Here is a 19751-nt window from a genome sequence, read left to right as displayed (position 1 = left end):
CGCATCTCTATTGAGATAGGGCCGGGTGTGCACTAAAGTCTTGCTACTTCTGCGCGCGGTACCAGTTGATCAGCGCGTCGGTGGAGGAGTCGCCGGATTCAGCCTTTTCGGAGCCAGTGACGGCAGGGAGCAGATCGCCGGCCTGCTTCTTGCCTAGCTCGACGCCCCACTGGTCGAAGGAGTTGACATCCCAGATAACGCCTTGGATAAAGGTGATGTGCTCGTACAGCGCGATGAGTGCACCGAGTACAGCTGGGGTGAGTTCTTCCGCCAGGATGGTGGTGGTTGGGCGGTTGCCTGGCATGACCTTGTGGTTCACCAACTCGGCAGACACACCTTCTGCAGCAATCTCTTCTGCGTTCTTACCAAATGCGAGCACCTTGGTCTGTGCGAAGAAGTTAGACATCAGCAGGTCGTGCATGGAACCTTCGCCGGTAGCCGTTGGCAGGTCTTCCTTCGGGCGAGCGAAGCCAATGAAGTCAGCAGGAACCAGGCGGGTGCCCTGGTGAATCAGCTGGAAGAAGGCGTGCTGGCCGTTGGTGCCTGGCTCGCCCCAGTAGATCTCGCCGGTGTTGCAGGAAACTGCAGAGCCGTCGCGACGCACCGACTTGCCATTGGATTCCATGGTCAGCTGCTGCAGGTAGGCAGGGAAACGTGCGAGATCCTGGGAGTATGGCAGGACGGCGTGGGTTTCTGCGCCGTAGAAGTTGGAGTACCAGACGCCGAGCAGCGCCATGAGTACCGGCACATTCTCTTCAAAAGGAGTGGTGCGGAAGTGCTGGTCCATGGCGTGGAAGCCCTCGAGGAAGCGCATGAAGTCCATCGGGCCGATCATGGCCATGAGGGAGAGTCCGATGGCGGAGTCCACGGAGTATCGGCCGCCTACCCAGTCCCAGAAGCCGAACATGTTTTTGGTGTCGATGCCGAATTCTGCGACCTTCTCGGCATTGGTGGACACAGCCACGAAGTGCTTGGCAATCGCGGACTCGTCGCCGTCGAACGCTTCCAGCAGCCAGCGCTTGGCAGCGTGAGCGTTGGCCAAGGTTTCCTGCGTGGTGAAAGTCTTGGAGGCAATGACGAACAGCGTAGAACCCGGATCGAGGATTTCCAGCGTAGCGGACATGTCTGCCGGGTCTACGTTGGAGACGAACAGTGCGTCGATGCCGGCGACAGCGTAGGGGCGCAGCGCCTTGGCAGCCATGGCAGGACCGAGGTCAGAGCCACCGATGCCGATGTTGACGATGGTCTTGATGGTGTGGCCAGTGTGGCCGAGCCATTCGCCAGAACGCAGGTCGCGGGCGAAGTCGCGCATGCGGCCGAGTACCTCGTGCACATCGGCCGCGATGTCCTGGCCGTCGACCTCGAGGGATGCCTCCACCGGCATGCGCAGCGCGGTGTGCAGGACGGCGCGATCTTCGGTGTTGTTCAGGTGCTTGCCGGTGAACATGTCCTCGGTGCGCTCTTTGAGCTGAGCTGCTTCTGCAACGGCGATCAGTCGATCAATCACGGCAGAGTCCACGAGGTTCTTGGACAGGTCGACACGCAGACCAGCGGCATCGAAGGTCAACTTCGAGGCGCGCTCCGCATCGGCGGCGAACAGCTCACGCAGGGTGCTGCCGGAGAAAGTGTCGTACTGCTGTGCCAGTTCGTTCCACTGTGGGGTGGTGGTGATATCCATGGTGCTCAAGCTCCCAAAGGTTAAAGGTGTATAACTTAGCTCCACAGTAGTTCGGTATGCGCGATCGCGCTGTTAACCTAGTTTGCCTCGCCCCATTCGGAGCAAAATTGCGGCCAGAGCTGGGCCTTCTTCTCCGATCTCATCGCGGAAATGGTTGATAATGGCCACCTCGCGGGTGTGGACGAGTCGCGTGCCACCGGATCCCATGCGGGTGCGTCCGATTGCTTGGGAGACTTCGGTGCGACGCTTGACGGCCTCGAGAATGACCTGATCCAAGCGGTTGATTTCCTCACGGTACTTCTGGATTTCCGCATCGGAAAGTGGATCGTCGGTCCCGGAGGGCATCCGAATTTCAAATTGTTCGCTCATGGATAACTATTGTGCCACCTCGCTTAGCTGCCCAAGTAGGCTGTTAGGCATTATGAACAATAGTGTGAGTTCTGGGAGCCCGTTTGGGCGGCAGCGGGCGTCGATAAGCAGTGCGGACCTTCTCATGGAGCTGAACCCGCAGCAACAAGCGGCGGTTGAACACCGTGGCGTCCCGCTGCTCATCGTGGCCGGCGCAGGGTCCGGCAAGACCGCAGTGCTCACGCGCCGCATCGCCTACCTGCTGACCCAGGGCGTACACCCGGGCCAAATCCTCGCCATCACCTTCACCAACAAAGCCGCGGCGGAGATGCGCGAGCGCGTGATCAGCCTGGTCGGGCCCGAGGCGGAGCGCATGTGGGTGTCCACATTCCACTCCACCTGCGTACGGATCCTGCGGCAGCAAGCTGGGCTTATCGACGGCCTCAACACGAACTTCACCATCTACGACAGTGACGATTCGAAGCGTCTGCTGACGATGATCGCGAAGGATTTCGATCTGGACGCCAAGCGGTTTACCTCCCGCGGCCTGGCCAATGCGATCTCGAATCACAAAAATGAGCTGGTCGGGCCCGAGGAAGCGCTCGCTCAGGCTGGCGGCGAGCCCTATGCAACCACGGTGGCAAAGGTATTCGCCGAGTACCAGCGCCGGTTGCGCGGCGCGAATGCCGTGGACTTTGATGACTTGATCGGCGAGGTCGTGTTCCTGTTGCAGGCGCACCCGGAGATCGCGGAGCACTACCGGCGTCGCTTCCGCCACGTGCTCATCGACGAGTACCAGGACACCAACCACGCCCAATACATGCTGGTTGCCACCCTGGTGGGGCGGCCTTCCGACGATCCGAACGCGGTGCCGCCGGCCGAGCTTGCTGTGGTGGGCGACGCCGACCAATCGATCTATGCCTTCCGTGGCGCGACGATTCGCAACATTGAGGAGTTCGAGAAGGACTATCCGGAGGCGCGAACCATCCTCCTGGAGCAGAATTACCGTTCTACGCAGACTATTCTCTCTGCCGCGAACGCAGTGATCGCACAGAACGAGAACCGACGCGAAAAGCAGCTGTGGACAGCCCTGGGCACCGGCGAACCCATCGTCGGCTACGTCGCCGACAACGAGCACGATGAGGCCCGCTTCGTCGCCTCCGAGATCGATCGCTTGGTGGATGGCGGCATGAACTTCGGCGACATCGCCGTCATGTACCGCACCAACAACGCCTCCCGCGCACTGGAAGATGTGTTCATGCGCACCGGCGTTCCTTACAAGGTGGTGGGCGGAACCCGCTTCTACGAGCGCAAGGAAATCCGCGACATCGTCGCCTACCTGCGCGTGCTCGACAACCCGGGCGACGAAATATCGCTGCGACGCATCATCAACACCCCGCGCCGCGGCATCGGTGACCGCGCCCTAGCGTTCATCGGCGTGCACGCCCAGCAGCACGGTATCTCCTTCGGTGATGCGCTTATCGACGCCGCCAAAGGCGACGTCAACCTGTTGGGAGGCCGTGGCCGCAACGCCGTGGCCAAGTTCAACGAGATGATGGACTCGCTGCGTACGTCGCTTTTTACTGATGAATCGCCGAACCTTGGCGCCGTGGTTTCCAGTGTCTTAGATGTGACCGGCTACAAAGCCGAGCTGGAGGCATCCAATGATCCACAGGATGGCGCTCGCCTGGATAACCTCAACGAGCTCGTCTCCATCGCCCGTGAGTTCACCTCCGAGGCCATGAATCTGCTGGCATTTGAGGACTACGAACCGGTGGAAGGGGAACCCGTACCGGGTTCACTACAGGCCTTCCTGGAACGAGTGTCCCTCGTGGCCGATTCTGACGAGATTCCTGACAACGAGCAGGGCGTGGTGACCCTCATGACACTCCACACCGCCAAGGGACTGGAGTTCCCGGTCGTGTTCGTCACCGGATGGGAAGATGGCCAGTTCCCGCACTTGCGCGCTCTTGGCGATCCAGTCGAGCTCGCTGAAGAACGTCGTTTGGCCTATGTGGGCATTACCCGCGCCCGGAAGCGCTTGTATCTCACCCGAGCGATGCTGCGTAGTTCCTGGGGCAATCCGCTGACCAACCCGGCATCGCGATTCCTAGGTGAGATCCCGTCGGACCTTGTTGACTGGAAACGTGAGGAGCCAACTGGTTCCTATGGATCGGCGTGGGGTAACCAGAGTTCTGGTTGGCAGCGACCAGCAGAGCGTTCGGCCCCAACTCGTTCAACCATGCCGAAAGCTCCGAAGCGCAACAATGATCTCCACTTGGTAGTGGGGGACCGCGTGAATCACGACAAGTATGGCCTCGGAAAAGTGCTGTCAGTTGACGGTTCAGGCCCAAGGGCAACCGTCACGATCGACTTCGGTTCCTCGGGCACTGTTCGTCTGATGCTCATCGGTGGCGTGCCGATGGAGAAGCTGTAGCGCTGGTTGTTGGGGCGGCGCTTGGCTCGATGAAATTTGTCGCTCGACATCAAATTTCATGTCGGAGCGCCCCGGAATCTCTCTGATTGCTGCCAAATGACAAAGCAGTAGGGCCGTCTCGAACGAGACGGCCCTACTGCTTAAACCCGAAGAACTAAGAGATGGTGATTCCGCGCTGAGCGAACCAAGGAACTGGATCGACTGGGGTCTTGCCATCTGGGTGGATCTCGAAGTGCAGGTGGGAACCGGTGGAGAAGCCACGGCTACCCATGCCAGCGATCTTCTGGCCTGCGGTGACCTTCTGGCCTGCAGCGACATCCAGGGTCTCCATGTGGCCGTAGATGGCTACGGAGCCATCCTCGTGCTGAACGCGAATCCAGTTGCCGTAGCCGGAAGCTGGGCCGGACTCCAGAACGGTGCCGTCCATGACAGAGATGATTGGGGTGCCAATGGAGTTGGCGATATCAATGCCATTGTGGTTGGTTCCCCAGCGAGGACCGAATGGAGAGGTGAATGCACCTTCGGCTGGCTTTGCTACCTGTGGGGCGCGAGCTGCGAGATCAGCGGCGACGCGCTCCTGGTTGTACTGGATAGCTTTGTTGATCTGCTCGTTCAGGTTAGCCATTGGCTTGAACTCTGCGATAGCAAGGATCTGTGGGGTCTCATTGGAGAGAACCGGGGCTGCATCTGCAGCAAGTTCGATCTGTGGCTGAGCTTGCACCTCAGCGTTGGTAGCTTCAGCTACCGCAATTCCGCCTGCACCTGCTGTGGATGCTGCGCCAGTTGCGACTGCGACGAGTGCGACGCGTCCTTTGGTCGTCGGCGAAACGCTCTGCTTGCGGTGGCGACCGGCGCCGGTCCGCGTTGCGCGCTTGTGCATGTAGCCTTCTTCCATCGTTACTCACAAAACAACATTTTGTGACCGTCTCGTTACCTAACGAGAGATTACGATAGCGGTTCGTTACAACCTCGGCAAGTGAATTCCTCCGAATCGGAAAAAATACTTCCCGATTAGTGGCAGAAGTTTAAAGGTGAGGTTGAAAGTTAGCCGCCCTCGCGGTGCTTTTCACTTGTTAAGTAGTATCTCAGCTAATTCATAGATTGCGCAAATTTTGCGACATTTCCAAGTGCCTTGCCCGTCTCTGTTGTCGCGGCGTGGCACAGTGGAAGAGATGAGTAAAAACACTAGTCCACAGGCACGTCCGGCCCGAAAGGTGCGCGGTCGCAAACGTGATAATTTGACCCCGGACGTCGGTAAGCGCGCTCGTAACAAAAAGGGTCCAGCGCCCGATAGAACCGATAATGTGGCGCGCTTGCGTGAGTTTCTTCCGCTCACGCTCATTGCTAATGTGATCATCGTCTCATTCTTGATTGTGTTGGCGTTGGCGGGCCTTTTGCTCACGAGTTCCAGCTTCGTAGCGTTGCCCGCGAGCATCGCGCAACTGTGGCTCGTTGCTAATGCCTCGCCGGTCGCAAGTTCCAGTGCAGAACTCGGTTTCGTTCCGCTGCTGCCGGCAATGGGAGTCATCTCAATAGTTGCTTGGCGCGTCTATTCAGTAGTGAAGGAAAAAGTCTCTCTCGCCGATCTGGCGATTCTGGTGGCGTGCGTGCTGGGCGTGCCGCTGTTGCTCACCCTCACCGCGCTCGCCATGCTTCTCGACGCCGCAACCGTCCTGCCCGTCGCCGTCCCCAACGCGGGCGTGGCGCTCGGTCGCACCTTGCTGGTTCATGGAATAGCAATGGGTGTGGGTATGGGGCCCCGGCTGTGGCAGGCGCTCGGGCGCCGCTATGCGCCGGATCTGCCACTGTTTGACACCTTTAAAGTGGCGTTGCGGTTCTGGGGCTCATTGATCGCAGCTGCCTTGGTCATTGTTGTAATCTCGCTGGCGATGCACGCTGATGCCGCAAGCGAGGTTTATCGCCAGCTCAGTGGTCCTGGATCTGCGGTCGGTCTCACAGCCCTTAGTGTGCTGTACTGGCCCAATATTCTCATCGGGCTTGCATTTGTGCTCCTCGGTGGTGAGATCGCTCTTGCTGACGGTAGTTTCAGCCTGTTCGGTGCCTACCTTGTTCCGCTCCCACCACTACCGATTCTGGCTGCCGTCCCGGGCAGCGTGTGGAACTATGCCTGGCTTATCCTTCTGGTCCCGTTGGTTTTCGCAGCGCTGGCCCAATACAAATACCTGCGCGCAGCCGCTCACCCGTTTCGAGACGCGGGAATCATAGGTCTCTGGAGCCTGCTGATCGCACTCGTTGCCCTGGCTTTCTCAACTGGCAAGCTTGGCGGCTATGGAGTAGTAGGCCCGGTGTGGTGGCTAGCTCTTGTCACCGCGCCAGTGTGTCTGTGGGGAGCGGGCCTTATTATTGCGTCCGTCGGCTGGTTCCTCGATTCCCGAGCGCCGGTTGAGGAGTTGATCGATGAGCCGGTTGAGGAGCCTGTCGAGGAGCTGGAGCCAAAGGCGTCGGAAGAGCTCGAGGAAACTAGTTCCGACGAGGCTGCGGAGTTAGCGGAGCCGGAAGAAGAGGGTAGTGGCGAGGAAGAGATTGAAGGGGAATCCAGTGATGGCAAGTAGATCAGTAGTAATCCTTGCGTCGGGTACCGGCACGCTCGCAGAATCCATCATCCGCAGCGCTGGAGATGGCTACCAAGTTGTTGGGGTGATTGTTGATCGTGAGTGCAGAGCTATGGATGTTGCTCGCGATAATGGTGTGGCTTTTGAGGCTGTTATATATAAGGACTACGACGCTCGCGAGGAATGGAACCGCGCGCTTGTCGACGCCATCGCTGCATTCACCCCTGACCTCATCGTTTCGGCTGGTTTTATGCGCATTCTGGGCGAACCAGTATTGGAGCGATTTGGCGGAAAGATCATCAACACCCACCCGGCCCTGTTGCCTTCCTTCAAAGGTGGCCACGCCGTTCGCGATGCTCTCGATTACGGGGTGCGAGTAACTGGATCGACGGTGCATGTCGTAGATGCGGGCGTCGATACGGGCCCGATCATTGCCCAGGTTCCGGTGGCAGTCGAGATCGGGGATACCGAGGAAACCCTGCACGAACGCATCAAGGTTGCGGAGCGTGCCCTCATTGTGCGGGTACTGAATTCGTCTAATCCCTTTGCAGCGCAATAGTATCGAAGTCGACTACCACACATCTGGGAAAGGGTTGGACGTTTGATGAGCGAAGATCGCAAGGACATTAAGCGCGCGCTCGTGTCGGTCTATGACAAGACCGGTCTCGAGGACCTCGCGCGTGCACTCAACGAGGCTGGGGTGGAGATCGTGTCCACCGGTTCCACGGCTGCAAAAATCGCGGACCTGGGTATTCCAGTCACCCCAGTAGAGCAGCTCACCGAGTTTCCAGAGTGCCTTGAAGGTCGCGTGAAGACTCTGCACCCACGTGTTCATGCGGGTATCCTCGCTGACACCCGCAAGGAAGACCATCTGAACCAGCTCGCTGACCTGGGCATTGCCGCCTTCCAGCTCGTTGTGGTCAACCTGTACCCATTCCGTGAGACCGTCGCTTCCGGTGCCGACTTCGACGGCTGTGTCGAGCAGATCGACATCGGAGGCCCATCCATGGTTCGCGCAGCAGCAAAGAACCACCCATCCGTGGCTATCGTCGTAGATCCAGCCCGCTACGGCAACGTCATCGAAGCTCTCGGCAAGGGCGGATTCACTGTCCAGGAACGCCGGGAACTCGCTCGCGATGCATTCCTGCACACTGCCTCCTACGACACCGCCGTGTCCGAGTGGTTTGTCGCCCAGCTTTCTGAGGCTGATACGACCGCTACGCTGCGTTACGGCGAGAACTCTCACCAGTCCGCCACCGTCACCCGCATTGGTACCAAGGGGCTGGCCAACGCCAAGCAGCTGCACGGCAAGGAAATGTCCTACAACAACTACCAGGACGCCGAGGCTGCTTGGCGAGCCGCGTGGGATCACCAGCGCCCTTGCGTGGCCATCATCAAGCACGCTAACCCTTGTGGCGTTGCCGTATCCGACGAGTCCATCGCTGATGCGCACCGCAAAGCACACGCCTGCGACCCAGTGTCGGCATATGGTGGCGTTATCGCCGTCAACCGCGAGGTGTCCGTCGAGATGGCCAACCAGGTCAAGGACATCTTCACCGAGGTCATCCTCGCTCCTTCCTACGAAGAAGGCGCAGTAGAGGTTCTGGCTACCAAGAAGAACATCCGAATCCTGGTCGCCGAGTACGAGGCACCTACCGAGGAACGCAAGTTCATCTCCGGTGGCGTTCTTACCCAGGAACCAGACCTCTACCAGGCTGAGGGCGACAAGACCGAAAACTGGCAGCTCGTTTCCGGCGAGGCTCTTTCTGTTGAAGAGCTAGCCGAGCTCGAATTTGCATGGCGCTCCGTCCGCGCCGTCAAGTCCAACGCCATCATCCTGACCAAGGATGGCGCGGCTGTGGGCGTCGGCATGGGCCAGGTCAACCGCGTCGACTCCGCCAAGCTGGCCGTCGAACGCGCCAACACGCTGGCCGAAGGTGAAGAGCGCGCCCGTGGCTCTTACGCCGCTTCCGATGCTTTCTTCCCATTTGCCGATGGCCTCGAGGTACTGCTGAATGCTGGCATCAAGGCTGTCGTCCAGCCTGGTGGCTCTATCCGCGATGCTGAGGTCTTCGAAGCAGCAAACAAGGCTGGCGTCACCATGTACGTCACCGGAGTGCGTCACTTCTCGCACTAATTAGGCGCAAGTAGGACAGGGTGCTGAAGGGACTTCCTTCAGCACCTTTGCTTTTGCCAAAGTGTCCATAAGGTTGTCATTTCTGAGGTAGGCAATGATCCCCTTCACGAAGACGAGCGCCTGAAAGCCGAGCGGGACGAACCACCAGAGGTTGCGGACGATCGACCACCTACGACCGCGGGCGTATACCACCTCCATGCCGAGCAGTGCTTGGCCGATAGAGCGCCGGGCTATCAGTTCGCACAGGATCTTATAGCTACCGAAAATGGACCCGTACCAGGGCTTTAGTTCCCAGGGGATCAGCGCGAAAATCGCGGCGAAGACGCTGGCATCAATGATAAATGCGATAAGCCGAGAGGTTGGTTCTTGCTGCACTATTTCCTTCCAACAATCACTCGGGCACCGGCCCATTCATCGAAGATTGAGCGACGATCCTGTGATTTGTACAAAGTGGCGATCAGCAACAGAAGCGTGACGGTACCGACTATCTGCCCAATGCTCTCATTCAGCAGCATGACTAGGCCCGGAAGCAGGAGCCAAGAGTTCCGGATAACTGCAGTAATTAGGGCGGGGTAGCGGTCGGGGATCACCTTGAGTCCGAGCTTTCCGATCGTGGTGCCCCAAAGCGTCTCCAACACAACCTTGTATGCGTAGAAACTCAAGGAACTGATCGCGGGAGCATCCCAGAGGAGCGTGTCCGAGGTGAAATACAGGACCAGGGTCCGAACAATCCCAACGGTCCAGATGTCAACAAAGTAGCCCAATGCTCGTCCAGAAAATGTTGCAGGCATAGTTCCATTCAATCAAAGAAGCTGTGATCAGTCTGGCCAATGCAAAACAGCTGGGCGCCCTGTCTCCAATAACAGGTTCCCAGCTGCTACTCGAGCTAATTACTTCTGCGAAGCGATGCCAGCTTCCCAGGTTACGTAGCCGCCATCGAGGTTGATAGCTTCGATACCCAGGCCAGCAAGAGTCCGGATTGCGATGTGGCCACGCAGCCCCACGCGACAGAAAACCACCACAGGGCCACCGTTCGCGAGTTCACGTACCTCTTCGATGCGCTCGCGCAGATCATCCACCGGGATGTTCACGGCGCCAGGGATCGGCTCGGCCTCGAACTCGCCGGGGGTGCGCACGTCGATGAGTGGCAGCTCAGAAGAGGCAAGCTCGTGCCACTGGATCGTCTTCTCACCTGCGACCATGTTGTCGTTCACCATGCCGATGAGCGCAACTGGGTCCTTGGCCATGCCGAACTGCGGAGCATAAGCCAGCTCGAGGTCGGCTAGATCGGAGGCCGTCAGGCCACCGGTCATGGCGGTGAGGATGACGTCGATACGCTTGTCGACGCCCGCCTCGCCCGCAGCCTGAGCGCCCAAGATGGCGTCGGTGGCGGGATCAACCAGCAACTTGAGGGCCAATTGCTTCGCGCCCGGGTAGTAACCAGCGTGGTTGATCGGGTGAGTGTGGATCGCGCGGTATTCGCGGCCGGCAGCCTGCAGGCGCTTTTCGTTCCAGCCGGTTCCTGCGACAGCAAAGCCGAAGGCTCCGATGATGGAGGTGCCGAAAACTGGGCGCGTGGTTACCGGACGACCGGCAATCACATCGGCGATGACGCGACCATGTCGGTTCGCATTCTGAGCCAGGGGCAGCGGGTTGTCGGAGCCGTCGAGGAAGTCGCGCTTCATGACGGCGTCGCCCAAGGCGTAGATGTTCGGCACATTGGTGCGGCCGAACTCGTCAACCAGGATGTGACCAGACTTGGCCGTCGTGATGCCAGCTTCGGCAATGAATGCGGCATCTGGGCGCACGCCGATAGCTGCGATGACGATGTCGGCAGGGAACTGCTCATCGCCAGCTGTCACGTCCTTCTCGCCAATGGCCGTGACCATGGCGTTGGTGCGGACATCGATGCCGTTCTGCTCCAAAACACGCTGCAGCAAGATGGCGATCTCTGGATCGAATGGCGCCATGACCTGCGGGGCTGCCTCGATCAGGGTGACCGAAAGACCACGGTGCTGCAGGTTTTCTGCCACCTCAACGCCGATGAAACCACCGCCGATAACGACGGCAGTCTTCACATCTGGGGAGACCAGGGACTTGATGTGGTCGAGGTCTTCCACAGTGCGCAGCGACGCGGCGCGCTCGATGCCTGGGATCGGCGGGATGAATGGCTGTGCGCCTGGTGCGAGGACGAGGTCGTCGTAGGACTCAACAGACTCGTTGCCGGTGGCGAGGTCGCGCACCACCACGGTGTTGGCGGCGGTGTCGATCGAGATGACCTCGTGGAGCACGCGCACGTCAATATTGAAGCGATCGTTCAGTGACTCTGGGGTCTGCAACAGCAGCGCTTCGCGGTTTTCAATCACGCCACCGAGGTGGTAGGGGAGACCGCAGTTGGCGAAGGAGACGTAGCCGGAACGTTCAAAGACAGTGATGTCGCGGTGTTCGTCGTTGCGACGCAGACGGGTCGCAGTGGACATGCCACCCGCAACACCGCCGACGATGATGGTGCGTGACATTTAGCGGCCCCCGAATAGGTTGGAAAGGAAGCCGCCGCCCTTGGACGCGCGAGCCTCGGCAGTGGTTTGTGGGTTGCACTTGCAACGGTTGGCGGGGGCAACGCTAGCCATCACTTGATCAACGTGGCTGCCACAACCGGTCCACGTGGTCTTGCCACACTTTGGGCACTTTGCTGCACTGCACATACTTATCTCCTAGGGGATCGAGATGGGAACACTTACTTCCAGTGTCCCACGAACTGACGTTTAGGAGAACATTAAATTGACACAAGTTTATTCCGGTGGGGGCACCCGCAAGGCGAAGGTTGTGCTCTATTCTTTAGTTAACCGAGATTAACTAACGCCCAAGGAGCCTGACATGCACTTCGACCATCTCATCGCGGGTCCCGCTATCTTGTTTGCCCCAGCAGGGCGTGCAGACATTATCCCTAAGGCTGCGGCAAAGGCGGACATGGTCATTCTTGACCTCGAGGACGGGGCAGGAGATATCGACAGGGAAGAGGCCTACCGCAATATTGCGGAATGTGGGCTTGATCCCCAAAAGACCATCGTCCGCGTGGTGGGGCCTGACTCCGAGCACTTCACCAATGACGTTGAATTCGTGCGGACCACCCCGTATTCGCTGGTCATGGTGCCTAAAGTTGTCGACCATATCCCGGCCGAGCTATCCGGGCTGCAGGTCATCGCAATGGTGGAGACACCACAGGCCGTCGTGAAGCTTCCCGAGCTTGCTGCGCACCCCGATGTAGTCGGCATGTTCTGGGGTGCCGAGGATCTCACCGTGCTTCTTGGCGGCACGCACTCGAGGTTGCAGCTGGATGAGGGGGCGCCTGCCAGTCGACCAGGTCCGTACCGCAACGCCATGGCGCTCACCCGATCTCTGATGCAGATCCATGCTGCCGCGCATGGAAAGTTCGTCATTGACGCAGTTCATGCAGACTTTCGCGATGAAGAGGGCCTGTTCTTGGAGGCGGTGGACGCTGCCCGTTCTGGCTTCATCGGTTTCGCCTGCATTCATCCGCTGCAGCTAGACGTGGTGCGTCGCGCATTCGCGCCTGCCCCGGAGCAACTTGAGTGGGCGCGCCGGGTCGTTGCGGAGGCGCAGAACTTTCCGGGCGCATTCAAGCTCGATGGGGAGATGATCGACGCGCCACTGATTTCCCAGGCGAAACGGGTGGTGGCGCGTGCCAACAGCTAGGGAACTTGCCAAGATTCAGCGTCGTAAGGAACTGCTGGCTGCGGCGGCTCGCATCATGGCGGTGCGGGGCTTCCATCAAACCCGTCTGAGTGATGTCGGTGCCGAGGTGGGCATCTCTGGCCCGGGCGTGCTGCGCCACTTCGCCAGCAAGGATGAGTTGCTGGAGATGCTGCTGGTAGATATCTCGATCAGGCTTGTCGACGGCGCTCGAGCCGCCATGGCGGAGCATGCGGAATCTGGTTCAACGGACCCAGAAGATCTGATGCGCGCCCTCGTAACGCGCCATGTGGAGTTCGCTTCGAATGAGCCGGACATTATTAGGGTGCAAGGGCGCGAAATTCACAATCTGGAACCGGAAGCACTAACTAAGGTGCGTTCGTTGCAGCTGACCTATCTGCGCCTGTGGACTGATGTGTTGCTGGAGTGTCGGCCGGACCTGGGCCGCGCCACTGCGCGCCTTCGTGTTCAGCTGGCTGCAGGCCTCATTAACTCGGTGCGCTACGTGATTCATTGGGCTGGGGAAGATCTGGTGCGGGAACAGGCTTATCTGATGGCTGTCGATGCGCTGCTCTCTGGGGGTATTCGCAAGGGGTGACGTGGATCACTTGGGCTGGGGACGAAAAGGGTGCATATAGCACCCTTTTTTCATGCGTCACACTTTGCAAACGTGTGTGACGCAAAATTAACAACGAGACCTTAGTGTTCTGGGTCACATAACTGGGTACGCTCTGTTTTAAGTTAATCGTCATTAACTGAAAGTTGGAAGCGAACCCATGACAGCACCACAAACGAACCGCCAGCGCCACGAAGAACTCGTCGCGGAACTGCGCGAAAAGGTATCCACCGCCGCCCAAGGTGGCTCGGAGCGTGCCCGCGAACGACACGTGAGCCGTGGCAAACTGCTGCCACGTCAGCGCATTCAGGAACTCCTGGATCCGGGTAGCCCATTCCTCGAGGTAGCTCCACTTGCCGCAGGCGACATGTACGAAGGAAAGGTTCCTGCTGCGGGTGCCGTCGCCGGCATCGGTCTCGTTCAGGGGCGCCGCTGCATGATCGTTGCCAACGACGCAACGGTCTCCGGCGGTACTTACTACCCGATGACCGTAAAGAAGCACCTGCGTGCCCAGGAAATTGCAGCCGAGAATCGTCTCCCATGTATCTACCTGGTGGACTCCGGTGGCGCAATGCTCCTGAACCAAGACGAGGTGTTCCCGGATCGCGACCACTTCGGCCGCATCTTCTTTAACCAGGCTCGCATGTCTGCGGCTGGGATCCCACAGATAGCCGCTGTGCTCGGTTCCTGCACCGCTGGTGGCGCCTATGTGCCGGCGATGTCGGACGAAGCTGTGATTGTGAAGGAGCAAGGCACCATCTTCCTGGCGGGCCCGCCACTCGTGAAGGCTGCCACCGGCGAAGACGTCACTCCAGAAGATCTTGGCGGCGGTGATCTGCACTCCAAGACCTCCGGCGTGACTGATCACCTCGCGCTTGACGATGCTGACGCCCTGCACCGCGTTCGTAAGATCGTGGATACCTTCCCGCAAGACAAGCAACCAGAGTGGGATGTTTCTGAGCCGTCCGAACCGGTGCGTGACCAAAAGGAGCTGTACGACGTCGTCCCAGTGGATGCCAAAGTTCCTTATGACGTACGTGAAGTCATCGAAATCATTGCCGATGGCGGCGAGTACCAGGAATTCAAATCCGAGTACGGTACCACCCTGGTCACTGCATTCGCCCGAATCTACGGACACCGCGTCGGCATCATCGCCAACAACGGCATCCTGATGAGTGAGGCAGCGCAGAAGGGGGCGCACTTCATTGAGCTGTGCGACCAGCGTGGCATTCCGCTCATCTTCTTGCAGAACACCACCGGCTTCATGGTGGGCCGCGAATACGAGGCTGGCGGCATCGCGAAGCACGGCGCCAAGATGGTCAACGCCGTCGCCACGGCCCGCGTTCCGAAATTCACCGTTGTCATCGGCGGTGCCTTCGGTGCTGGCAACTACTCCATGTGTGGCCGCGCCTACAGCCCGCGTTTCTTGTGGATGTGGCCGAATGCTCGCATCTCGGTGATGGGCGGCCCACAGGCTGCTATGACCATGTCCACCGTCCGTCGGAATCAAATCGAGCGCGGAGGGGATACCTGGTCCGCAGAGGCGCAGGAGGAGTTCGAGAAGCCGATCCGCGATCAATTCGAGCGCCAGTCCAGCCCGTACTACTCAACCGCCCGACTGTGGGACGACGGCGTCATCGACCCAGCCGATACCCGCCGCATCCTCGGCCTCGCACTCGACGTGGCCGCCGGATCCCCATTGCCAGATACCGCCTTCGGCGTCTTCCGGATGTAGGAGAAACTCCCATGATAGATACCGTATTAGTAGCCAATCGCGGCGAAATCGCCTGCCGCGTCATCCGTACCCTGAAAGAACAGGGCGTCACCTCCGTCGCCGTGTACTCCGATGCCGACGCCGATGCACCACACGTGCGGGAAGCCGACATCGCGATCCACATCGGACCATCTCCTGCTCGCGAGTCCTACTTGGTGATCGACAAAATCATCGACGCCGCCAAGCGCTCCGGCGCCCAAGCCATCCACCCTGGCTATGGCTTCCTGTCCGAGAACGCCGAGTTCGCCCACGCCTGCGCTGCCAACGACATTGTGTTCATCGGCCCGCCGGCCAGAGCGATCGAGACCATGGGCGACAAGATTTCTGCCCGCGCTGCCGTCGAGGCCCGTGATGTGCCAACTGTTCCAGGCATTTCCCGCCCTGGATTATCCGATCAGGAGATCATCGAGGCAGCTCCCGGCATCGGTTTCCCAGTGCTCATCAAGCCATCCGCAGGCGGCGGTGGCAAGGGTATGCACCGCGTGGAGAGAATCGAAGACCTGGCGGAGGCTTTGAAGACGGCGCGTCGAGAAGCAGCGGGCGCATTCGGTGACGACACCCTCTTCCTCGAGCACTTTGTGGACACCCCGCGCCACATTGAGGTGCAGGTCATGGCCGATACGCACGGCAACGTCATCCACCTCGGCGAGCGCGAGTGCTCTCTCCAGCGCCGCCACCAGAAGGTCATCGAAGAAGCGCCATCGCCGCTTCTCGACGCCGAGACCCGCGAGCGCATCGGCCAGGCAGCCTGCGATGCAGCGCGATCGGTGGGTTACGTTGGCGCTGGCACCGTTGAGTTCATCGTGCCATCCGCCCGCCCGGACCAGTTCTTCTTCATGGAGATGAACACTCGCCTTCAGGTCGAGCACCCAGTAACCGAAGAGGTCACTGGTCAGGATCTCGTCGCTCTTCAGCTGACCGTGGCTAGGGGAGAGCAGCTCCCGATAACTCAGGAGGACATCCAGCTCACTGGCCACGCTATCGAAGCCCGCATCTACGCCGAGGACCCAGCCCAGGGATTCCTGCCAACCGGCGGCCGCGTTGTTTCCGTGACTGAGCCAACCGGACCAGGTGTGCGCGTGGATTCCGGCATCACCGACGGCTCCGAGATCTCTTCGCTCTATGACCCGATGTTGATGAAGGTCATCGTTCACGGCTCCGACCGTGCGGATGCGCTCGCCAAGCTCGATAAGGCCTTGGCCGAAACCACCGTTGCCGGTGTCACCGTGAACACGGACTTCTGCCGCTACCTGATGAAGGTGCCGGAGGTTGTTTCCGGAGACCTGGATACCGGGCTGCTGGACCGAGTCACCGACGGATATGAAGCCACTGCAGTGTCCGATGATGCACTCGTCGCAGCTGCCCTCATGTGGATCGCTCAGCGCTGGCCATCCGGCTCGGTCTCTGCCTGGGCCACCCCAGATGGCTGGCGACCAGGTCGTACCGCACCGCAGCGCATTCGGTTTGCCTATGGCAAGGGCGACACGTTGGTCACCATCCAAGGATCACCGGCGGACGCCGAAGTGACTGTGCACGACCACATCGCTGGCCATGCCGCTGATACCGACGAACAGCAGCCAGTCACGGTCCGCGCCACGATCCACCAATTGGGCCAGCAGTGGCGCGTGACCATCGACGGCACCTCCGCCAAATGGTCGCTTGCCGAACTCGCGCCGGACTTCGCCCACATCGTCCTCTCCGGGCCGGAAGGCTCCTTCGAGCTGCGCCGCACTGAAGTGGTGCGATCCGCAAGTGACGACGGTGGCGCTGGCGATACCGAACTGACCTCCCCAATGCCGGGCACGCTCATCGCCCATTCGGTCGAAGACGGCGCTCAGGTCGCAGCTGGCGACGCAGTCCTGGTGGTGGAGGCCATGAAGATGGAGCACACCCTCCGCGCCGCTGTCGACGGCACTGTCACTTTCCACGCCCAGCCGGGCGAACAAGTCCCGGCCGGAAAACTCCTCGCAACCGTAGAACCACAGAACTAGAAAGGCACCAAAAATGACTGATATCAACATCTCCGACCTGCCAGAAGAGTACCGCGAGCTGCAGACCGTCGTCCGCGAGTTTGCCAACGAGGTTGTGGACCCAGTGTCCTACCAGCATGACAAGGACCACTCTTTCCCATACGAGATCGTCTCCGGGATGGCCGAGATGGGCCTGTTCGGACTGCCATTCCCTGAAGAAGTTGGCGGCATGGGCGGTGACTACCTCTCCTTCGGTATCGCTCTGGAGGAGCTGGCTCGCGTCGACCAGTCCGTTGCCATCACCTTGGAAGCTGGTGTCGGCCTGGGTGCAATGCCGATTTTCCACTTCGGTAATGACGCTCAGAAGGAAAAGTGGCTCCCAGAGCTCACCGCCGGCACCAAGCTGGCAGGCTTCGGCCTCACCGAGCCAGGCGCGGGTTCCGACGCCGGTGCTACTCGTACCACCGCTGTGGAAGACGGCTCCGACTTCATCATCAACGGCTCCAAGCAGTTCATCACCAACTCCGGCACGAACATCACCTCTTTGAACACCGTGACTGCTGTCACCGGCGAGCGCGACGGCAAGAAGGAAATCTCCACCATCATCGTGCCGACCGACACCCCTGGTTTCGTTGCCGAGCCGGCCTACGACAAGGTTGGCTGGAACGCCTCCGACACCCACCCACTGACCTTCGCGGATTGCCGTGTGCCACAGGAGAACCTGCTGGGTGAGCGAGGTCGTGGCTTCGCCAACTTCCTGTCCATCCTGGCCGAGGGGCGCGTCGCCATCGCAGCCCTTGCTACCGGTGCCGCACAGGGTTGCGTGGATGAGTCCGTCAAGTACGCCAAGGAGCGCACCTCCATGGGCCGCGCCATCGGCGAGTACCAGGCGATTTCCTTCAAGATCGCTCGCATGGAGGCACGTGCGCACACCGCACGTTTGGCATGGATGGCTGCTGCAGCTCGCATGGCCAAGGGCCTGGACTTCCGCAAAGAGGCGTACATCGCCAAGCTGGTTTCCTCCGAGGCAGCCATGGACAACGCCCGTGACGCAACTCAGATCCACGGTGGCTACGGCTTCATGAACGAGTACCGCGTGTCCCGCCACTACCGTGATTCCAAGATCCTCGAAATCGGCGAGGGCACCACCGAGGTGCAGCTCATGCTGATCGCCCGCGGACTGGGGCTGTAGTCATGGCCGATATTGTTCAGCGCGGACTTTGGTTCGAAGAATACGAGGAAGGCGCGCGCTACCTGCACCGCCCTGGCCGCACCGTCACCGAGACCGATGATGTCGTGTTCACCACCCTCACCATGAACACCCAGCCACTGCACCTCGACGCGCACTGGTCCTCCCAGCAGCCGGGCTTCGGTGGCGAGCGCCTGGTCAACTCGATGTGGACCCTGTCCACCGTGGTCGGTCTGTCTGTTGGCCAACTCACCTTGGGCACCATCGTCGCCAACCTCGGCTTCGACGAAATCGCATTCCCTAAGCCGATGTTCCACGGCGACACCCTCTACGCGGAAACTGTGTGCAAATCCAAGCGCCTGTCTAACTCCCGCCCGGGTCAAGGCATCGTGGAGCTCGAGCACATCGGTCGTAACCAGCACGGCGATATTGTCTGCAAGGCCGTTCGCAAGACTTTGGTGCAATGCGATCCGGAGGGGCAGTCATGAGTGGCTGGACTCCGCTAGGGCCTGCGATCCTGTTCACCCCGGCCGATCGAGCGGATCGCTTCGACAAGGCGGCCGAGCGCGCCGACATGGTCATCCTTGACCTGGAGGATGGCTGCCAGCCAGCCAACCGCGAACAGGCGCGCCGGGCAATCGAAGCCTGCGAGCTCGACCCAGCGAAGGTCATCGTGCGCATCAATCCGCCACATTCCACGGACGGTGCGCTCGACTTGGCCAGCGTAGCCAGGACCCCATTTCGCCAGGTGATGGTGCCCAAGGCGGAAGGCACTGCCGATATCGCCGCCGTCACCGCAGTGCTTAACGACGCCCAAGTCATCGCTCTCATTGAGACCCCGCGGGGAGTGCTGCGTGCCGACGATGTGGCTGAAGCGCCTGCCGTCGTGGCCATGTTTTGGGGAGCTGAGGACCTGGTAGCTGGCCTATCGGGTACCGCGTCGCGGCATGCGGATGGCACGTATCGGGACGTCGCAAAGCATGCCCGTGCGCGTGTGCAACTGGCCGCCGCTGCTTTCGACAAAGCCGCGCTGGATTCGGTGTACATCGACATCCCGAACAAGGACGGGTTGCGGGCAGAAGTAGAGGACGCTGCCGCGCTCGGCTACGCGGCGACAGTCTGCATCCACCCTTCGCAGGTTGAGGTGATTCGGGAGGCTTACCAGCCCACCCCGGAAAAAGTTGAGTGGGCGACACGATTGCTCAAGGAAGCCGAGAAGAACCAAGGTGCCTTCTCCTTCGACGGCCGCATGGTCGATGAACCGCTGTTTAGACAAGCACAAGCCATTATCAATCGAGTTCGCACAGAAAGTTAG

18 protein-coding genes are annotated in these 19751 nt (G+C 60.0%); 11 read left to right on the top strand and 7 right to left on the bottom strand.

Annotated elements, in window-relative coordinates:
- Nucleotides 1-43: 43 nt before the first annotated feature.
- Both pgi and CKALI_RS08465 read right to left on the bottom strand, forming a co-directional pair.
- On the bottom strand, nucleotides 44-1678 hold the full coding sequence (gene pgi / locus CKALI_RS08470; RefSeq protein ID WP_156192913.1) for a glucose-6-phosphate isomerase: 1635 nt from the start codon (nucleotides 1676-1678) through the stop codon (nucleotides 44-46).
- Between the two features lie 72 nt (nucleotides 1679-1750).
- Nucleotides 1751-2047, bottom strand: a complete 297-nt coding sequence (locus tag CKALI_RS08465; RefSeq protein WP_156192912.1) for a chorismate mutase — start codon at nucleotides 2045-2047, stop codon at nucleotides 1751-1753.
- Nucleotides 2048-2099: 52 nt separating this feature from the next.
- Here CKALI_RS08465 and pcrA point away from each other — a divergent pair, with 52 nt between their 5' ends.
- Nucleotides 2100-4463 (top strand): DNA helicase PcrA, encoded by a 2364-nt coding sequence (gene pcrA / locus CKALI_RS08460; RefSeq protein ID WP_156192911.1) that lies wholly within the window; start codon nucleotides 2100-2102, stop codon nucleotides 4461-4463.
- Between the two features lie 154 nt (nucleotides 4464-4617).
- Here pcrA and CKALI_RS08455 read toward each other — a convergent pair whose 3' ends face one another.
- Entirely contained in the window at nucleotides 4618-5343 is a 726-nt protein-coding gene (locus CKALI_RS08455; RefSeq protein ID WP_156192910.1) for a M23 family metallopeptidase, read from the bottom strand.
- A gap of 292 nt (nucleotides 5344-5635) precedes the next feature.
- On the opposite strand from CKALI_RS08455, the gene CKALI_RS08450 reads away from it, so the two are divergent.
- Genes CKALI_RS08450 through purH form a run of 3 tightly spaced genes read left to right on the top strand, consistent with a single transcriptional unit; the run spans nucleotide 5636 to nucleotide 9173 of the window.
- Nucleotides 5636-7036, top strand: coding sequence for a cell division protein PerM (locus tag CKALI_RS08450; protein WP_156192909.1), 1401 nt, complete (start codon nucleotides 5636-5638; stop codon nucleotides 7034-7036).
- Nucleotides 7026-7595, top strand: a complete 570-nt coding sequence (gene purN, locus CKALI_RS08445) for a phosphoribosylglycinamide formyltransferase (protein WP_156192907.1) — start codon at nucleotides 7026-7028, stop codon at nucleotides 7593-7595. Before CKALI_RS08450 ends, purN begins: the two co-directional genes overlap by 11 nt.
- A gap of 45 nt (nucleotides 7596-7640) precedes the next feature.
- The gene (gene purH, locus CKALI_RS08440; protein WP_156192906.1) at nucleotides 7641-9173 is read left to right on the top strand and encodes a bifunctional phosphoribosylaminoimidazolecarboxamide formyltransferase/IMP cyclohydrolase; all 1533 of its coding nucleotides are present in this window, start codon (nucleotides 7641-7643) and stop codon (nucleotides 9171-9173) included.
- Here purH and CKALI_RS08435 read toward each other — a convergent pair whose 3' ends face one another.
- The 4 genes from CKALI_RS08435 to CKALI_RS08420 all read right to left on the bottom strand — a co-directional run bounded on the left by CKALI_RS08435 (nucleotide 9174) and on the right by CKALI_RS08420 (nucleotide 11878).
- Complete coding sequence (locus tag CKALI_RS08435; protein ID WP_156192905.1) at nucleotides 9174-9548, bottom strand: RDD family protein; 375 nt, start codon at nucleotides 9546-9548, stop codon at nucleotides 9174-9176.
- Entirely contained in the window at nucleotides 9548-9964 is a 417-nt protein-coding gene (locus CKALI_RS08430) for an RDD family protein (protein WP_156192903.1), read from the bottom strand. The genes CKALI_RS08435 and CKALI_RS08430 overlap by 1 nt, the downstream gene beginning before the upstream one ends.
- A gap of 99 nt (nucleotides 9965-10063) precedes the next feature.
- Entirely contained in the window at nucleotides 10064-11692 is a 1629-nt protein-coding gene (locus CKALI_RS08425; protein ID WP_156192901.1) for an FAD-dependent oxidoreductase, read from the bottom strand.
- Nucleotides 11693-11878: a hypothetical protein gene (locus tag CKALI_RS08420; RefSeq protein ID WP_156192899.1), complete on the bottom strand. Its 186-nt coding sequence runs from the start codon at nucleotides 11876-11878 to the stop codon at nucleotides 11693-11695.
- A gap of 172 nt (nucleotides 11879-12050) precedes the next feature.
- Here CKALI_RS08420 and CKALI_RS08415 point away from each other — a divergent pair, with 172 nt between their 5' ends.
- The 7 genes from CKALI_RS08415 (at nucleotide 12051) to CKALI_RS08385 (ending at nucleotide 19751) form a co-directional block, all read left to right on the top strand.
- Nucleotides 12051-12890 carry an HpcH/HpaI aldolase/citrate lyase family protein gene (locus CKALI_RS08415; protein WP_156192897.1) on the top strand — a complete coding sequence of 280 codons (840 nt, stop codon included), beginning with the start codon at nucleotides 12051-12053 and terminating at the stop codon, nucleotides 12888-12890.
- Nucleotides 12877-13485, top strand: a complete 609-nt coding sequence (locus tag CKALI_RS08410) for a TetR/AcrR family transcriptional regulator (protein ID WP_231580442.1) — start codon at nucleotides 12877-12879, stop codon at nucleotides 13483-13485. The genes CKALI_RS08415 and CKALI_RS08410 overlap by 14 nt, the downstream gene beginning before the upstream one ends.
- A 178-nt stretch (nucleotides 13486-13663) precedes the next feature.
- Nucleotides 13664-15238: a carboxyl transferase domain-containing protein gene (locus CKALI_RS08405; RefSeq protein ID WP_156192895.1), complete on the top strand. Its 1575-nt coding sequence runs from the start codon at nucleotides 13664-13666 to the stop codon at nucleotides 15236-15238.
- An 11-nt stretch (nucleotides 15239-15249) separates the two neighbouring features.
- A complete protein-coding gene (locus tag CKALI_RS08400) occupies nucleotides 15250-17268 on the top strand; it encodes an acetyl-CoA carboxylase biotin carboxylase subunit (RefSeq protein WP_156192893.1) in 2019 nt (672 codons plus the stop codon).
- Nucleotides 17269-17281: 13 nt separating this feature from the next.
- Entirely contained in the window at nucleotides 17282-18439 is a 1158-nt protein-coding gene (locus CKALI_RS08395) for an acyl-CoA dehydrogenase family protein (protein ID WP_156192891.1), read from the top strand.
- A gap of 2 nt (nucleotides 18440-18441) precedes the next feature.
- On the top strand, nucleotides 18442-18924 hold the full coding sequence (locus CKALI_RS08390) for a MaoC family dehydratase (RefSeq protein WP_156192890.1): 483 nt from the start codon (nucleotides 18442-18444) through the stop codon (nucleotides 18922-18924).
- Nucleotides 18921-19751 (top strand): HpcH/HpaI aldolase/citrate lyase family protein, encoded by an 831-nt coding sequence (locus tag CKALI_RS08385; RefSeq protein ID WP_156192888.1) that lies wholly within the window; start codon nucleotides 18921-18923, stop codon nucleotides 19749-19751. The genes CKALI_RS08390 and CKALI_RS08385 overlap by 4 nt, the downstream gene beginning before the upstream one ends.

Origin of the sequence: Corynebacterium kalinowskii (assembly GCF_009734385.1) — a bacterium.
GTDB lineage: Bacteria > Actinomycetota > Actinomycetes > Mycobacteriales > Mycobacteriaceae > Corynebacterium > Corynebacterium kalinowskii.
Note: the sequence above shows the minus strand (reverse complement) of the source record. Positions and strands in the feature narration are given on the sequence as shown.

Excerpts from the sequence above, each read along its gene's own strand:
- pgi (WP_156192913.1), bottom strand. The coding sequence starts at position 1,678 with ATGGATATCACCACCACCCCACAGTGGAACGAACTGGCACAGCAGTAC.
- CKALI_RS08465 (WP_156192912.1), bottom strand. The coding sequence starts at position 2,047 with ATGAGCGAACAATTTGAAATTCGGATGCCCTCCGGGACCGACGATCCA.
- pcrA (WP_156192911.1), top strand. The coding sequence starts at position 2,100 with ATGAACAATAGTGTGAGTTCTGGGAGCCCGTTTGGGCGGCAGCGGGCG.
- CKALI_RS08455 (WP_156192910.1), bottom strand. The coding sequence starts at position 5,343 with ATGCACAAGCGCGCAACGCGGACCGGCGCCGGTCGCCACCGCAAGCAG.
- CKALI_RS08450 (WP_156192909.1), top strand. The coding sequence starts at position 5,636 with ATGAGTAAAAACACTAGTCCACAGGCACGTCCGGCCCGAAAGGTGCGC.
- purN (WP_156192907.1), top strand. The coding sequence starts at position 7,026 with ATGGCAAGTAGATCAGTAGTAATCCTTGCGTCGGGTACCGGCACGCTC.
- purH (WP_156192906.1), top strand. The coding sequence starts at position 7,641 with ATGAGCGAAGATCGCAAGGACATTAAGCGCGCGCTCGTGTCGGTCTAT.
- CKALI_RS08430 (WP_156192903.1), bottom strand. The coding sequence starts at position 9,964 with ATGCCTGCAACATTTTCTGGACGAGCATTGGGCTACTTTGTTGACATC.
- CKALI_RS08425 (WP_156192901.1), bottom strand. The coding sequence starts at position 11,692 with ATGTCACGCACCATCATCGTCGGCGGTGTTGCGGGTGGCATGTCCACT.
- CKALI_RS08420 (WP_156192899.1), bottom strand. The coding sequence starts at position 11,878 with ATGTGCAGTGCAGCAAAGTGCCCAAAGTGTGGCAAGACCACGTGGACC.
- CKALI_RS08415 (WP_156192897.1), top strand. The coding sequence starts at position 12,051 with ATGCACTTCGACCATCTCATCGCGGGTCCCGCTATCTTGTTTGCCCCA.
- CKALI_RS08405 (WP_156192895.1), top strand. The coding sequence starts at position 13,664 with ATGACAGCACCACAAACGAACCGCCAGCGCCACGAAGAACTCGTCGCG.
- CKALI_RS08400 (WP_156192893.1), top strand. The coding sequence starts at position 15,250 with ATGATAGATACCGTATTAGTAGCCAATCGCGGCGAAATCGCCTGCCGC.
- CKALI_RS08395 (WP_156192891.1), top strand. The coding sequence starts at position 17,282 with ATGACTGATATCAACATCTCCGACCTGCCAGAAGAGTACCGCGAGCTG.
- CKALI_RS08390 (WP_156192890.1), top strand. The coding sequence starts at position 18,442 with ATGGCCGATATTGTTCAGCGCGGACTTTGGTTCGAAGAATACGAGGAA.
- CKALI_RS08385 (WP_156192888.1), top strand. The coding sequence starts at position 18,921 with ATGAGTGGCTGGACTCCGCTAGGGCCTGCGATCCTGTTCACCCCGGCC.